At 56.1% G+C, this 14,442-nt stretch carries 11 protein-coding genes and 3 pseudogenes; 9 read left to right on the forward strand and 5 right to left on the reverse strand.

The window, feature by feature from the left end:
* On the forward strand, window positions 1-1,872 hold a 1,872-nt coding region (locus tag B7G66_RS14640), incomplete at its 5' end, for a conjugal transfer protein TraG (RefSeq protein ID WP_148424806.1).
* A gap of 247 nt (window positions 1,873-2,119) precedes the next feature.
* Window positions 2,120-3,034, forward strand: a pseudogene (locus B7G66_RS14645) (MFS transporter); the annotation flags it as partial.
* A 128-nt stretch (window positions 3,035-3,162) separates the two neighbouring features.
* Here B7G66_RS14645 and B7G66_RS14650 read toward each other — a convergent pair.
* Window positions 3,163-4,095, reverse strand: coding sequence for an AraC family transcriptional regulator (locus tag B7G66_RS14650; RefSeq protein ID WP_141312901.1), 933 nt, complete (start codon window positions 4,093-4,095; stop codon window positions 3,163-3,165).
* A 74-nt stretch (window positions 4,096-4,169) separates the two neighbouring features.
* On the opposite strand from B7G66_RS14650, the gene B7G66_RS14655 reads away from it, so the two are divergent.
* Window positions 4,170-4,997, forward strand: coding sequence for an oxidoreductase (locus B7G66_RS14655; RefSeq protein WP_003617669.1), 828 nt, complete (start codon window positions 4,170-4,172; stop codon window positions 4,995-4,997).
* A gap of 49 nt (window positions 4,998-5,046) precedes the next feature.
* Here B7G66_RS14655 and B7G66_RS14660 read toward each other — a convergent pair whose 3' ends face one another.
* Both B7G66_RS14660 and bdcA read right to left on the reverse strand, forming a co-directional pair.
* Entirely contained in the window at window positions 5,047-5,658 is a 612-nt protein-coding gene (locus B7G66_RS14660; RefSeq protein WP_003617671.1) for a TetR/AcrR family transcriptional regulator, read from the reverse strand.
* Between the two features lie 63 nt (window positions 5,659-5,721).
* The gene (bdcA, locus tag B7G66_RS14665; protein WP_040511401.1) at window positions 5,722-6,435 is read right to left on the reverse strand and encodes an SDR family oxidoreductase; all 714 of its coding nucleotides are present in this window, start codon (window positions 6,433-6,435) and stop codon (window positions 5,722-5,724) included.
* 258 nt (window positions 6,436-6,693) lie between these two features.
* Here bdcA and B7G66_RS14670 point away from each other — a divergent pair, with 258 nt between their 5' ends.
* From B7G66_RS14670 to B7G66_RS18260, 5 genes are all read left to right on the forward strand, one after another.
* Window positions 6,694-7,929: an MFS transporter gene (locus B7G66_RS14670; RefSeq protein ID WP_040510418.1), complete on the forward strand. Its 1,236-nt coding sequence runs from the start codon at window positions 6,694-6,696 to the stop codon at window positions 7,927-7,929.
* A gap of 191 nt (window positions 7,930-8,120) precedes the next feature.
* Window positions 8,121-9,374: a DNA (cytosine-5-)-methyltransferase gene (gene dcm / locus B7G66_RS14675; protein WP_141312899.1), complete on the forward strand. Its 1,254-nt coding sequence runs from the start codon at window positions 8,121-8,123 to the stop codon at window positions 9,372-9,374.
* Between the two features lie 31 nt (window positions 9,375-9,405).
* Window positions 9,406-9,819, forward strand: a complete 414-nt coding sequence (locus B7G66_RS14680; protein ID WP_231106209.1) for a very short patch repair endonuclease — start codon at window positions 9,406-9,408, stop codon at window positions 9,817-9,819.
* Window positions 9,820-9,822: 3 nt separating this feature from the next.
* Window positions 9,823-11,058, forward strand: a complete 1,236-nt coding sequence (locus B7G66_RS14685) for a type II restriction endonuclease (RefSeq protein WP_003617683.1) — start codon at window positions 9,823-9,825, stop codon at window positions 11,056-11,058.
* Window positions 11,059-11,197: 139 nt separating this feature from the next.
* On the forward strand, window positions 11,198-12,157 hold the full coding sequence (locus B7G66_RS18260) for an HNH endonuclease (RefSeq protein WP_003617684.1): 960 nt from the start codon (window positions 11,198-11,200) through the stop codon (window positions 12,155-12,157).
* A 568-nt stretch (window positions 12,158-12,725) separates the two neighbouring features.
* On the opposite strand, the gene B7G66_RS14695 is transcribed toward B7G66_RS18260, so the two are convergent.
* Complete coding sequence (locus tag B7G66_RS14695) at window positions 12,726-13,526, reverse strand: SEC-C metal-binding domain-containing protein (RefSeq protein WP_369688285.1); 801 nt, start codon at window positions 13,524-13,526, stop codon at window positions 12,726-12,728.
* Between the two features lie 111 nt (window positions 13,527-13,637).
* Window positions 13,638-13,973 (reverse strand): annotated as a pseudogene (locus B7G66_RS19110) (nuclease-related domain-containing protein); the annotation flags it as partial.
* Between the two features lie 35 nt (window positions 13,974-14,008).
* On the opposite strand from B7G66_RS19110, the pseudogene B7G66_RS14700 reads away from it, so the two are divergent.
* Window positions 14,009-14,416 (forward strand): annotated as a pseudogene (locus B7G66_RS14700) (type II restriction endonuclease); the annotation flags it as partial.
* Between the last annotated feature and the right edge of the window lie 26 nt (window positions 14,417-14,442).

Genomic DNA, 14,442 nt, shown 5'->3' on the forward strand with positions numbered 1-14,442 from the left:
CAGATCGCGCTGGTCCTGTCCCTGATTGTCCTGTCCTGGTGGGCGGCGACCCAGTGGACGGCATGGGAACTGGCCTTTCAGCCTGAACTGGGGCGGCCCTGGTTCGTGCTGCTTCATCGCTGGCCGGTCTATGCGCCACCGCTGTTCTTCTGGTGGTGGTATGTCTTCGATGCCTATGCTCCGAACGTCTTCGCGCGGGGGGGCTGGATCGCAGGATCAGGCGGTGTGCTGGCCTTTGCCGCCGCGGTGGTGCTGTCCGTCCATCGCGCCCGCGAGGCCAGGAAGATCGAGACCTACGGATCGGCACGCTGGGCGGAGCCGGAAGAGATCATCCAGGCCGGGCTGCTTGACCCGGATGGAGTGGTGCTGGGTCGTTATCGCAAAACCTATCTGCGTCATGACGGGCCGGAGCACGTCCTGACCTTCGCACCAACGCGCAGTGGCAAGGGTATCGGCATGGTCATCCCGACGCTTCTGACCTGGCCTGGTTCGGCCATTGTCCATGACATCAAGGGGGAAAACTGGGAACTGACGGCGGGATTTCGCGCCCGTTTCGGTCGCGTCGTGCTGTTTGATCCGACCAATGCGGCCTCCTCGGCCTACAACCCCCTGCTAGAGATCCGGCGTGGAGAGTGGGAAGTCCGGGACGCCCAGAACGTCGCCGATATCCTTGTGGACCCGGAGGGTAGTCTGGAGAAGCGCAACCACTGGGAGAAGACCTCGCACTCCCTGCTGGTCGGCGCCATCCTGCATGCCCTCTACGCCGAGCCGGACAAGACCCTGGCCGGTGTCGCCAATTTCCTGTCAGACCCGAAACGTCCGATCGCGACCACGCTGTCGGTGATGATGCGGACAAACCATCTGGGCGAGAAGGGGCCACATCCTGTTGTGGCGTCAGCCGCGCGCGAGCTGCTGAACAAATCGCCAAACGAACGCTCGGGCGTGCTGTCCACCGCCATGTCCTTCCTCGGCCTGTACCGTGATCCGGTGGTTGCGGAAGTGACACGCCGCTGCGAATGGCGCATTGCCGATATCGTGGGTGGAGACCGCCCGGTGACGCTTTACCTGACCGTGCCGCCCTCGGATATCAGCCGGACCAAACCGCTGATCCGTCTGGTGCTGAACCAGATCGGCCGTCGGTTGACGGAAGATCTCGATGCCGCGGCACAGCGCCGACGGCTCCTGCTGATGCTCGATGAATTCCCCGCCCTCGGGCGGCTGGATTTCTTTGAATCGGCGCTGGCCTTCATGGCGGGCTACCGGATCAAGAGCTTCCTGATCGCCCAGTCCCTCAACCAGATCGAGCGGGCCTACGGGCCGAACAATTCAATTCTCGACAACTGCCATGTCCGGGTGAGTTTCGCCACCAATGATGAACGGACGGCAAAACGTGTGTCGGATGCGCTCGGCACCGCTACCGAGATGAAGGCGATGAAGAATTATGCGGGGCACAGGCTGTCGCCCTGGCTCGGCCATCTGATGGTTTCGCGTTCGGAGACCGCGCGCCCGCTCCTGACGGCGGGCGAGATCATGCAGCTTTCTCCGTCCGATGAGATTGTCATGGTCTCCGGCCTCTACCCGATCCGTGCGAAGAAGGCCCGTTATTTCGAGGATGTGCGCTTTCAGGAACGCATTCTGCCGCCGCCGAAGCCCACGCGTCCCAAAGACGGTTGTCCGGACGACTGGAGTAATCAACCCTTGCCACCCCGGCCGCCGGTTCCGGATGCAGGAGCGGCTGAAGCGGCCATGGAGGATGAAGAGGAAGACCCGAAGCAGTCTGCCCGACGTCGCCAGCCAGATCCGTGCGGTCTTGCTGGGTGTGCCCATGGCGCTTCTCCGGATGGCTCCGGAAACCATTGGGCAAATTCGTAATCCTTCCGAAAAGCTCGAAATCACGCGATGCGGTAATCGGCGGCGTTTGCGTAGGTAATCGGACGGCTTGGTCTATGCGGCGATTGCCGACGTGGCGGCGAATCAGGGCCAGTCTGCGCCCTATATGGTGAGTTGCCGTCTTCGCCGCCGCTGAACTGCGGCTGCACAGCGCTTCGACATTCCCGCGACATGGATCAGGGCCGTGATGGGTGCCGAGAGTGCAGGTGATCCGGGCGTGGTTTCGTCGGCGGGTGCGATCCTGTCGGTTGCGTCCTGGCGGTGGATCTTTCTTCTCAACCTGCCATTTGGTTTGCTGGCGCTCGTGCTTGCCGTCCTGTTTCTGCCTGATGATCGGGCTGAGGTGCGGCCCCGCTCGCTTGATATGACGGGGCAGGTCCTGCTGGCGCCTGCGTTGATTTTCCTTCTTTATGGAACCGATCATGCGGGCCAGCTTCTCGGGCAAATATCCCTGTGCAGTGCTCTGCTGCTGTTTGCTGCGTACTTCCGTTGGGCGCAACGGAAAGGTGACAGTGCGCTGATTGATCTCAGGTTGTTTCACACGCCTGCGTTTTCAGCGGCCGGGATGACCATGTTCCTGCTGAATGGGGTGACCTTTGCCGGACAGATGCTGCTACCGGTGTGGCTCATTCATGCCTGCGGCGTCTCATCCGACCGGACTGGCTTGTTTATGTTGCCGCTGGGGTTGGGGATGATGTGTACCTATCCCCTGATGGGACATCTGACGGACCGCTTTGGTATCCGCAGGCTGACCAGTTGTGGCGCACTCTGCGCCTGTGTCGGCTCGCTGCTGCTTGCTGTCCTTGCTTATACCGGCCTGAATGTCGGCATATTGTCCATTGCCCTGTTCCTGCGTGGTGCTGGCATCGGCGCAGTCGGGATTCCTGCCATGAGCGCGGGTTATGCGTCCGTTGCACGGTCTGATATTCCTATGGCGACGACCGCTCTGAATATCGTACAGCGGATTGGTGGACCAACCATAACAACGTTCTGTGCCACCTTTCTTGGATGGCGTTTCTCTGCGGTTGTCGTCTCCCACTCTGTTTCGACGGTATTCATTGAGACATTTGGCCTGCTCTGCGCGATTCATGGTCTTCTGCTACTCGCCACGCTTTGGCTTCCATCGCGGCTTCCCGGGAAATAATCGGGATCATCATCAGAGCGTCAAATTTAACGCCTCTATGGAGCCACAGCGTGGCACTCAAAGTTGCGGTTCCTGGGGCATAAATATTTACAAAATGGCCAAAGGATCTGTGACTGGAAAATATTTCCTCAGGACTGTTCTGTCTCTCCGAGATGTTCCCGCATCCATTGGGCTTCTTCACGTGCGTTACGGCGAAAATGACGCTTGAAGTCCCGGCTGAACTGGGCGGCGCTGGCATAACCGACCTCAGCGGCAATAGTGGCAATCGGCCCCCTGTGCCGAGCTATCATCAGCCTGGCTTCATGCAGGCGTAAAGCTTTGATGTACTGAATTGGAGTGCTTCCGGTAAGGGCTTTAAAGCCGACATGATAGGAAGGAACGCTCATGCCAGCCGTTGCCGCGAGTGACGGTACAGACAGACTATCATTGTAATGCTCACGGATCATTACAAGACTCTGCACGATTCTGTCGGTTGTATCATTGCGCCTGAGCGCCGCCACCAGCGCGCCACCCTGAGGGCCTGTCAGAATTCTGTAATGCAGTTCGCGCAGTAATCCTGAGCCAAGAATGGCGAGTTCCTGAGGGTTGCGAAGAGCCTGAAGCAGGCGACCGAGCACATCGAGAATGGGAGGCATCATCGGGCTTGAGACAAGGCTTTTCGCCCGCGTTTTTTCGTCATGCCCGAGTTGCCCCTCCAGTGTGTTCACGATTTCGGCGGCAAGATGCAGGTCGAAATCGAAGTAAATGGCGAGCAGAGGGTGAGCGGGACTGGCCTGTGAAGCCATTCGAAAAGGGACGGGGACCGAAACGGCAAGATAATGGTCAGCATCATAACGGTAGATTTCGCCATTGACGAAACCCTGCTTGGCTCCCTGCAATACAAAAACCGCACCTGGTCGGTAAAGAACGGGCACATCGTCGAGGATGGTTTCTGACCGCAGGATGCGGATGTTTGGTAATGACGTGACATTGTAGCCGTGCTGTGGAGCGAGTTCCATTGCCAGCGTGAGGAGTGAAGAGGGTTCTGGTGCAACATTCATAGGATAAGGCAATAAAATCATAGAAATTGCACTCGATCTGGCATTTTTCCAACACTATCTGTCAATGCGTGTGCATAATCAAGCAGAGTAGAACCATGTCAGCTCAGACTTTTTTCATCACGGGCGCCAACTCCGGTTTTGGGTTGGCCATTGCGAGGGCCGCTCTTGAGGCGGGTCATCAGGTCATCGGTACCGTCCGGTCTCAGGCAGCAAGGGATTCGCTACTGGAACACCTACCGGATGCTCACGCAGTCATCTGTGACGTGACCGCATTCAATCGCATTCCTGGCATCGTCGCACAGGCAGAAAAAGACCATGGCCCGGTCGATGTGCTTATCAACAATGCGGGCTATGGGCATGAGGGTGTTCTGGAGGAATCTCCTCTTGAGGAAATGCGTCGGCAGTTCGATGTCAATGTCTTTGGTGCGGTTGCAGTCGCCAAAGCCTTCCTGCCGCTTTTTCGCGAGCGTCGAAGAGGGTTTATTGTGAACGTGACCTCAATGGGTGGTCTCATCACAATGCCCGGAATTGCATATTACTGTGGCAGCAAATTCGCCTTACAGGGTATTTTCGAGGTTATGCGTGCGGAAATGGCACCCTTTGGAGTCCATGTGACGGCACTGTGCCCCGGATCATTCCGTACAGACTGGGCCGGCCGCTCGATGGTGAGAACCGAGCGATCGATTGCGGATTATAATAGTCTGTTCGATCCGATCCGCGCTGCGCGACGGGAGAAAGACGGCAAGCAGTTGGGCGATCCGGCGAAACTTGCAGCCGCAGTGCTTCAGCTTATTGCGTCGGACGCGCCACCACCGCAACTTCTCTTGGGCAGTGATGCGCTACGTCTGGTAAGGGAGCGTATCTCTCGTATGGAAAAAGAAATTGCTGCTTGGGAGGAAGTAACGCTTTCAACCGACGGTTGACGTTTTTCAAAAATACGGTCGGGATAGCTTACTGTCTGTTAAGGGCAGGTCAGTGCTTTGACGCGAGGCTATCCCAGACCTGCATGAGCGTCGTGATGGCTGCGTCCAGTTTCTTGGCACTGTCGCCATCCCTGGTTTCGGAGGCCATGCCGTGGAGAAAGGTTGTCAGTAGCGTGGGCAGGGTTTCGGTAGCAGACGAGCCTGTCAGTTCCCCGTTTGCAATGGCCCGGTCCACGCAGGCTTTGATACCTTTGCGGTTACGTTCCCTCTCGGCAGCCAGAAGGGTCTGCACGGGCTGGTTTTCTGGCGAGCAGTTGGCGGCTCCCAGCACAATCAGGCAGCCGGTGGGATGTGAACGGGTCGTCTGCATGCGGGCGGAACGTCGCAGGGTCTGTTCGATGGCGTCCCGTGGGGCAAGTGTTTCGTCCCATAGCGGTGCCATGACCTGACCGTAAGTTTCCAGATAACGCTGCACGACTTCGCGAAACAGCGCTTCCTTGGAGCCGAACGCGGCGTAGAAGCTTGCGGGCGAAATGTTCCCCATGCTGGCCTTGAGCTGGTTCAGCGATGTCGGTTCATAACCCTGCGTCCAGAACAGCGTCAGCGCGGCCTCCAGCGCCTTGTCCCGATCAAATTCACGGGGCCGTCCTGTCCGGGCCATGCAGTGTCTCCGTTGGTATGAATAATTTTCTATACTAATCGATCCGGAAATGGATTGCCAGTATTACGCACTGAATCCACCGTCAATGGTCTGCATGGCTCCGGTAATGCCGCGCGCTGCAGGACTGGCCAGAAACGAGACATAGGCAGCAACATCTTCTGCGGAGCCGTGTTCCTTGATGGCCATGACGCTGTGCATGAGATCGGCCTGTGGACCGTTGGCCGGGTTCATATCCGTGTCGGTCGGTCCCGGCTGGATGACGTTGACCGTGATGTGACGGTCCCCAAAGTCTCGTGCCAGACCGCGCACCATGCTTTGCAGTGCGGATTTTGTCATGCTGTACGCTGCCAGTCCCGTGAAAGGTACCCGGTTGGCGTTCGTGGAGCCGATCAGGATGATCCGGCCCCCATCCGGCATGGAGCGGGCGGCTTCGACCGAAGCGTGATAGGCGGCGCGAATGTTGATATCGATCATGCGATCAATGTCGTCTGGATCGAGCGTCAGCGGATCTCCGGCGATGCAGATTCCGGCGTTGAAGACAAAGATGTCGATGGGGCCGGCGTCGCGCGTGGTGGCAAGAATTGCGGAGCGGTCAGTTGCATCTGCCTGAATGGCTTCTGCCCCGGTCTGGCGGGCAAGGTCTTCGGCTTTTGTGCGCGAACCGGCCCATGTGAAGCGCACGGATGCGCCTTCGCTGGAGAGTTGTTTGACGATTGCAGCTCCGATCCCCCGGCTGCCGCCGATGATAAAAGCTTTTTTTCCTGAAAGTTTTGCCACGTGATGATCCTTCATATTCTGTACCGATCAATACAGAACAAAAAAGGCAGCGGCGCGCAAGTTTATTCTGTATCAAATGATACGGAAATATTTTTAGATGATTGCTTTCCAGAAACTGAAAGATTGCCCTCTGCTTCCCACAGTATGGTTTTGTCTCCTCTGATCGGCATGTTTCAATACTGACCGGTCCAGAAATTCGTTGCTTAATATCGGTTGTGCACATATATGGATCGTCCGATACATATATGTGAGTTACAAATGACCGAACGTCTATCTCCATCGTCAGATGATAGCTTACCGGTAGCCGGTCTTCTGGCTCTCGCAATGACAGGCTTCCTGTGCATTATGACAGAGACACTCCCAGCAGGCCTGCTGCCGGAGATCAGCGCTGGCCTACATATATCACCCGCCTATGCAGGACAGATGGTGACGGCTTATGCTGTGGGCTCTCTGAGTGCTACCATCCCACTGATGCTTGCGACCCAAAGATGGCGACGACGGGCTGTTCTGCTTCTGGCGATCATTGGCTTCCTGGTATTCAATGCCGTAACGGCCCTTTCTCAGGATTACTGGCTGACACTTGCTGCCCGTTACAGCGCGGGAGCCGCCGCTGGCCTGGCTTGGGCGCTTCTGGCAGGATATACGCGGCGGATGGTGAGGCATGACCAGCAGGGACGGGCGCTGGCCATTGCCATGGTGGGCACGCCTATTGCGCTTTCTCTCGGTGTCCCGGCAGGAACTTGGCTGGGGAGCGCGCTGGGATGGCGGCTGGCCTTTGGGATGATGTCGATCTTTACACTTTTTCTGACAGGTTGGGTATTGGCGACCGTGCCGGACTTTCCGGGAGTGTCTGATAAGGAACGTCTGCCGTTCCGGCATGTTCTGATCACACCAGGGGTTCGATCGGTTCTTGGTGTCGTCATCTTCTGGATGCTCGCGCACAATATCCTTTACACTTATATCGTGCCTTTTCTTATCCCATCGGGGCTGGCGGGAAAGGCAGATCTTGTACTGCTGGTTTTTGGCATTGCTGCACTGGGTGGGATCGGACTGACCGGAAAGTTGGTAGACCATGCGCTACGAACGACCGTTCTGGTCAGCCTAGCGGTCTTTGCTGGGGTCTGCGCTATTTTTACTGTTGGGGCCAGCTTTCCTGCTGTCGTCTGGGCGGGAGTAACTGTTTGGGGACTGACTTTTGGTGGGGCTGCGACATTACTTCAAACTGCTCTGGCTGATGCAGCGGGTAAGGGAGCTGACGTCGCGCTGTCTATGAATGTTGTGGCCTGGAATAGCGCAATCGCTGGGGGTGGCCTTCTGGGAGGTGTACTGCTGAATCTGTATGGCGCTGCCTCTTTTGCGTGGGTGATGCTGGGCCTTCTAGGCTGTGGTTTCGGTATTGCATTGCTGGCGTGCTCAAACGGCTTTCGGGCAGGTCATCGTCTTTTACATGGTCATCAGGACGGTCGGAAGAACTCTGCTGACTTTACCTCTTGAATGTCTTCGATTTGAAATAAGGTCTGCTCACATGTGACCAATTCCGGGAGTTCGGGTCTGCGCGATCTGAAGACACCTTGGATGAAATCATTTTAATAGGAACATATAAGGAACATGGGTTGCTTTCGGGGACAGATTCTGCCATCAGGGCAGAGATGAGCCTCGTGCGATCCTGATCTGAAAGAATGCCCATGCCATCGCGGACCGATTTCAGCCTGCTGCGTGATCGGGCAGGCCTTACTCTGCATCAGGCGGCTGAAGAGCTGGGGCTGGGAGAACGGACGGTGTACCGTTATGAGAATACCCCCGGCACGGCGAGCCGGACGTCTCTCAATTTCCTGCGCCGCATTGCCGATGAACGCCTCCGCGCAAAAGAAAAAGACAGGGTCGATTTCCGTTTTATCGATCTGTTTGCCGGTATTGGTGGACTGCGGATCGGCTTTGAGGAGATCGGCGGTCGGTGTGTCTTTACGTCCGAATGGGACAGGTTCTCACGGCAGACCTATGCCCTGAACTATCCGGACAACCACGAGATCAGTGGTGATATCCGTCCGTTCGCAGAAGATCCCTCGCTGATTCCGGAGCATGATGTCCTGCTGGCAGGTTTTCCATGTCAGCCATTTTCGATCGCCGGAGTTTCCAAGAAAAATTCATTGGGACGACCTCATGGCTTCCTGTGTGACACGCAGGGAACCCTGTTTTTCGATACAGCCAGAATCATCGCCCATCATCGGCCGGCAGCCTTTCTTCTGGAAAATGTCAAAAACCTGGAGCGGCACGATAAGGGGCGTACTTTTGCCACCATCATGCATGTTCTCGAGGAAGAACTCGGTTATCATGTGCAGACCCGCGTGATCAGTGCTGCATCATGGGTGCCGCAGAAACGCGAGCGTATTTTTATTGTCGGATTCAGGGAAAAAACAGATTTTGATCTGAAATCTCTGGTTGTGCCACCGATAGAAAAAGGCCCGAGGTTGGGTTCAATCCTTCTGCCGCATGCAGAGGTGGAACCAAAATATACCCTTACGGAACATCTGTGGAATTATCTTCAGAATTACAAGGCCAAACATGCTGCTGCGGGGAACGGTTTCGGCTTCGGACTGTGCGGACCGGATGATGTCGCACGGACACTCTCCGCCCGTTATTTCAAGGACGGGTCCGAAATCCTGATCCGGCAGGAGGGCAAACGGCCGCGCCGTCTCACACCGCTGGAGTGCGCGCGTCTTATGGGTTTTGATCGTGGTGACAGACGGTTCCGTATCGGTGTTTCGGACACGCAGGCCTATCGCCAGTTCGGAAATGCGGTTGTGGTGCCGGTTATCGAGTTTCTGGCCAATGCCATGAAGCCCCATATACGCTCGGTCCTGGCACGGGAGTGTCGGGACAGCAGAGACGGGATTTCAGGCATGAGGCCTGCTCATGATCAGAGCATGGCTGTTGCCTGATATCGTTTCACCGGAACAGCGCAGCCGGATGATGTCCGGCATCCGGGGAAAAGACACAAAACCCGAGATGGTGCTGCGGCGGGGGCTGCATGCTCTTGGTTTCCGGTTCAGGTTGCATGACAGGAAACTGCCCGGAACCCCTGATCTGGTTTTCCCGAAATACCATGCTGTCATTCTGGTACATGGCTGCTTCTGGCATGGACATGACTGTCATCTTTTCCGTCTTCCCGGCAGCCGGACCGAATTCTGGCGGACGAAAATTGACCGGAATAGGGCTGTTGATGTGCGGACGGAGCTGGCTTTGCATGATGCTGGCTGGCGCGTGGGAACCGTATGGGAATGCGCGATGCGTGGGAAAGGGCGTCTTTCCATGGAAAACATCCTTGAAGTCTGTTCAGTATGGCTGAAATCGGATGCATCCGAACTTGAAATCAGAGGACAGTAACAGATGAGACGGGGACAGCTTTCGGATCAGTTTGAAGGGGTCGTAGCAAAAAGACTGGCCGAGGTTGAAACCCGTCCGGACAGATCCAATCAGCATGAACTGAATGGTTCTACGGCCCTGAGGAAGCTTCTGGGTGACGACGACCGCCGGAACATTCCAGCCAGGTTCATATGGCTCGGCGAGGAAGAAGCTGCCATTTCCGTTGATGGCATGCTGAGCTGGTATGACGCCCGCCGGAAGCATCCGGTCCGTACCGAATACCGGCTTTATTACCGCTCCAATGAAGTGACCGAAGTTATGGCTCCGGGTGACGTGTTCTTTCTGGCCATGAAGCAGGACGGAAGTGCGCTTCTGATTGTTGTGCCGGCAGACAGCACCGTCCAGAATCAGCTTCTCTGGCTGTTCGGGCTTGATGACCTGTCAGGAACCAGCTTTTCCTTCCAGGAGATTGAAGGGGCACACGACCCCGAGCTGGACTTCGCGGCCCGTTACATTCTTGATGAACTGGGAGTGGAGCCGGAAGAGCCTGAGGCGGATATTCTTGATACGCTGATTGAGCCGTTTGGTCTCAGATTTCCTACGACACGTGTTTTTTCCGAACTCGCGCGTTCCTCGCTGCCGGATGTTTCGGCGCACGATGATCCGGACGGGGCACTGGTTGAGTGGATGGAGCGTGAAGAACAGCTGTTCCGTAGACTGGAGCGCCGTGTCGTTGCGGAGAAAATCAATGGAGGTTTCCAGTGCGCCGAGGGGGCGGACGTCGACGGTTTTCTTGCTTTCTCGCTGAGTGTACAGAACCGGCGTAAAGCCCGCGCAGGGTCCGCTCTGGAAAATCATCTTGAAGCGGTATTCCAAGCCAACGGGATCCGGTATGCGCGTGGCGCCGAGACAGAAAACCGTAATAAACCTGATTTTCTGTTTCCCGGAAAAGCGGCTTATGCTGACCCAATTTTCTCGGCTGACAGGCTGACGATGCTGGGTTCGAAATCGACGCTCAAGGACCGCTGGCGGCAGGTGCTGTCGGAGGCGGTACGCATCAGAAAAAAGCACCTTCTCACGCTGGAGCCCGGTATTTCCGAAAACCAGACGGATGAGATGCGGGTAAAGGAGCTACAGCTTATCCTGCCGCAGAAGCTGCATGCCACCTTCAGGCCATCGCAGCAGGCATGGCTTATGAATGTTCGAGAATTTATCAGTCTTGTCAGAGGGCGCCAGGACGATGAATGTTTTCCGGACTAAAGAAGAATTTATTGTGTAAATTTCAATATCTTTATAAGTTCTACATTTCAATTTAAACGGGATATAAAAAAGTTAATCTTTCATGGATATATTTTTAATAATTCCACGCTGAATTTCGTGTTGTTTGGAGTTTTTTGTTTTGAATAGAACGTATTTTTCAAGTGCAATATTTAAAATTTTGAGCAAAAATGATAGCGGTATGGGAGCGGGGCACCAAGCAGGATTTCTGATCCCGACCGAATTACGGTCTTTCTTTCCACCTCTTCCGGAGGCTACGATTGAAAACCCAGCGCCGTCTATATTAATTGATGCAATTCTAATCTCTGATCAGACGCAGCCAGTCAGAGTAATCACTCGTTGGCAAGCGCAAACTTGGTATAATCAACGTTCTCCAGAAACCCGTCTGACTGGAGAACTCGAGATAATTCGGAAATATTCATGCGAAGGCGATCTTCTTCTCATAGAGAAAAGTGAAGAAGACATATATTTTCAGCCACCAGTCTATAGGATGACATTGTTGTCGAGAGGGACGCAGATTTTTGATGAATTCTTAGGAGGTATTGGTAACAAAAAATGGGGTTTCCTGTCGCGGTGGAGCCATGCAGTTTCTGAGATTCAAGAAGAATCTTATTTTGTAAGGGAAAAATCTGCTGCACCTTTTCAGGCATTTGATGATGATTCTTCTTATGTGAGACGCGGACGTAGGTACAAGCGCGCACGCGCGTTCCGGAACTTGGTGATCGAAGAATACGGAGGTCGATGTGCGATTTGTGGTTGTGGCTTAAGGTTGTCTTCCGGAGCCACTGAACTGGAAGCAGCGCATGTAATCCCTAAGTTTGCAAAAGGAGTTGATGATGTGCGGAATGGGTTGGCCCTGTGTCGTACGCATCATTGGGCTTTTGATAATTGGTTAATAGGCATTCTTCCGAATGGTATTCTTAGAATTGCTCCTATTGTCTCGACATTACCTCAAAATGTTTCTCTTTTGAATTATGATGGAAAGCATTTATTTCCACCGAAAAACGAACAAAATGCAGTGCATTTAGATGCAATATTATGGTCAGAAAGAAAATTTAATGAAATATGGCAGAGAGGTTAGAATTTTCACCATATGTGTAGTGTAATATATTAAATTAATGTGTGTATGGAATGTCGGTATCGGTGCCCGCGTGCCCCCGCAACCATGCACATAAAAAATAATCAATTAAATCAGCGCATTGTGAGTGCTCCCTCAAGATTACATCCTAGAATCTCTGAAGAAATCCCACGATTTCAACCGGTTGATAGAAACAGGTTCAAATCGGGGTCCAAACACCCGCAACCAGATACGTTGAGACCAAGGAACCGGCGTTTGTTAGCATGACGAGCGCTGTGGCGGCGAAAAGCGAAGAGGTCTCAACGTAAAAATTCAAATCCCTCACGGGCCGCCGATTGCCCTCCATAGCCCGATATTGCCGCCGATCAACGCAGGCCGCCGTTTCCACGCTGTTGCCAGATACTTGCGCCCCCCGGGGCCGGCAGTGCGGCAACTTTCGACCAAAGCCGGTCGTTCAGATCAGCTACCGCGAACGTCTGCTTCTGACAAAAGCTGCCTATGGATCGCTCCGACGCAGGCTGTCGGGAAGGTGCCCTCATCTTGAACGTTGTAGTCCTCAGCTGCGTCTCGGCTAGGGCAGACAGCACTTCTTGTACTTGAGGCCGCTTCCGCACGGGCAGGGATCGTTCCGCCCCACCTTGCGTGCGGGGGCGCCGGCCAGCCGCTTTCGAACCGGGTTCAGATGGGCCTTCGCGGCATAAGCCCGCGCGTCGGCGTCGAGCGCGGCGTTGAACGTCCACTTACCGCATAGCTCTATTCCCGCCGTCGGCATGCCGTCGTCCTGACGGATGAGGAGGCCATGCCACTGCTCGGCGCGCTGCATGTATTTACGCCGCTCGCAGTGCCGACGCAGCGCGTCCAACGCCTCGCGGCTCGGCGCCGGGTTGCAGTGGACCGTCAGACCGGCCGACGTGCCGTCGAAGATGAGGGTGAAGTCGTGCCTCAAGCCGTCGGCCCGGGTGCGGGCGGCCATCTGCGCCATGCCTGCGTCGAGGTCGGTCAGCGTGTCGCCGCTCAGCGTGAGGAGCATCATGCCCAGTTCGACCAGCGACGGATCGTCGCTCCGCTCCACGTTCCTGAGTATGCGCCCGGTGAGCGTGGCGCCGAAGCGGTCGAGGAAGCCTGCGGGGGTGCGGCGGCCGACCAGCCCCTCGCGGCGCACTGTCATCGCGGTGTCCAGGTCAATGGCGCAACTGTCGCCGATCATACCCAGCGAGTAGCCGGGGGCCAGCCAGAGGTTGTTCGACAGGTGATAGCCGAGGACCGCATACTCGTTGGTCATCGTGATCCGGTCCGCCATCCCGACCCTGCGGTCGAGGAAGCTCAGGAAACGGAGCGGGGTGTCGAGCATCTCGGCAAGGACGTCCACCATGAACACATCGGTGGGCAATGGCGGCCGAATGACCTCATCAGTCCTGGGCTTGAGGAATTGGCGCGCCTGCACGGTCAGCGCAGGGTAGTGGTCGGAGATCACGCAAACCGGGTAGATCGTACGGGGTGTCGCGATCCGCAGCTCAGTGCCGTCCGCCAGCTTGAACTTCAGCCCGGTCTTCCTGAGCGCGTCGGCGCTGACGAGTGCTTGGTCGTAGGCGTCCTCGACCGACTTCTTGAAGTCGTCGCGGAGCTGGAGGTCGTTGCCCCGCCTCGCCTCGAGGGTCAGCCGCTTGGACTTGCATTGCAGCACGATCACTCGGTCGGCGAACATAACGAGGACGTCGATGTCGGTCACGGTCTTCGACCCGTGTGACACGGTGACGCCGCGGTGGACGTTCCCCGCCCCGAACACCGACGCCAGCCGCTCGGCCGTGAACTGCTCTGTGAAGGCGCCACGGTGCGCGGACGCGGTGGCGCGGTATGGGGGATGGCTGCCTGTCGGTGTTGCCGGGGTTCACAACGGAAACGCAAGGGGCGCAATCCGTGCGGCTGATCGATGTTCTGTGGCTGGACCGGGGAAGCCATAGGATTGTTGCTGCTTTCGAGGTCGAGCATTCAACGACCATCTATTCCGGCATCGTGCGGATGCTGGATCTTGCTCTCGGCTCAGAGGCGCAGGCTCTGGAGGGACTGTTTCTTGTGGCACCAGACAAGCGGGAAGCTGATGTGCGGGAACAGTTGCGCCGGCCGGCCTTCAGCAGGATTGCCGATCTGAAAGTCCGGTATCTGCCTTATGGGGCGCTGGAGAAAGATCGTGAGGCAATCGCGCGTTTTGGGCAGGGATTGAAGCCTCTCCAAGCGATATCCCATTTTCTTACCCCAGCATGATGGTGATGACTCGAATGGCCGGGGGA

Origin of the sequence: Novacetimonas hansenii JCM 7643 (assembly GCF_000964405.1) — a bacterium.
GTDB classification, from domain to species: Bacteria; Pseudomonadota; Alphaproteobacteria; order Acetobacterales; family Acetobacteraceae; genus Novacetimonas; species Novacetimonas hansenii.

Bases quoted from the DNA above. Each gene is read 5' to 3' on its own strand.
- B7G66_RS14685 (WP_003617683.1), top strand. From the start codon at position 9,823: ATGAGACGGGGACAGCTTTCGGATCAGTTTGAAGGGGTCGTAGCAAAA.
- B7G66_RS14695 (WP_369688285.1), bottom strand. From the start codon at position 13,526: ATGGTGGACGTCCTTGCCGAGATGCTCGACACCCCGCTCCGTTTCCTG.
- B7G66_RS14660 (WP_003617671.1), bottom strand. From the start codon at position 5,658: ATGGCCCGGACAGGACGGCCCCGTGAATTTGATCGGGACAAGGCGCTG.
- B7G66_RS14670 (WP_040510418.1), top strand. From the start codon at position 6,694: ATGACCGAACGTCTATCTCCATCGTCAGATGATAGCTTACCGGTAGCC.
- B7G66_RS14655 (WP_003617669.1), top strand. From the start codon at position 4,170: ATGTCAGCTCAGACTTTTTTCATCACGGGCGCCAACTCCGGTTTTGGG.
- B7G66_RS14680 (WP_231106209.1), top strand. From the start codon at position 9,406: ATGTCCGGCATCCGGGGAAAAGACACAAAACCCGAGATGGTGCTGCGG.
- B7G66_RS14650 (WP_141312901.1), bottom strand. From the start codon at position 4,095: ATGATTTTATTGCCTTATCCTATGAATGTTGCACCAGAACCCTCTTCA.
- dcm (WP_141312899.1), top strand. From the start codon at position 8,121: ATGCCATCGCGGACCGATTTCAGCCTGCTGCGTGATCGGGCAGGCCTT.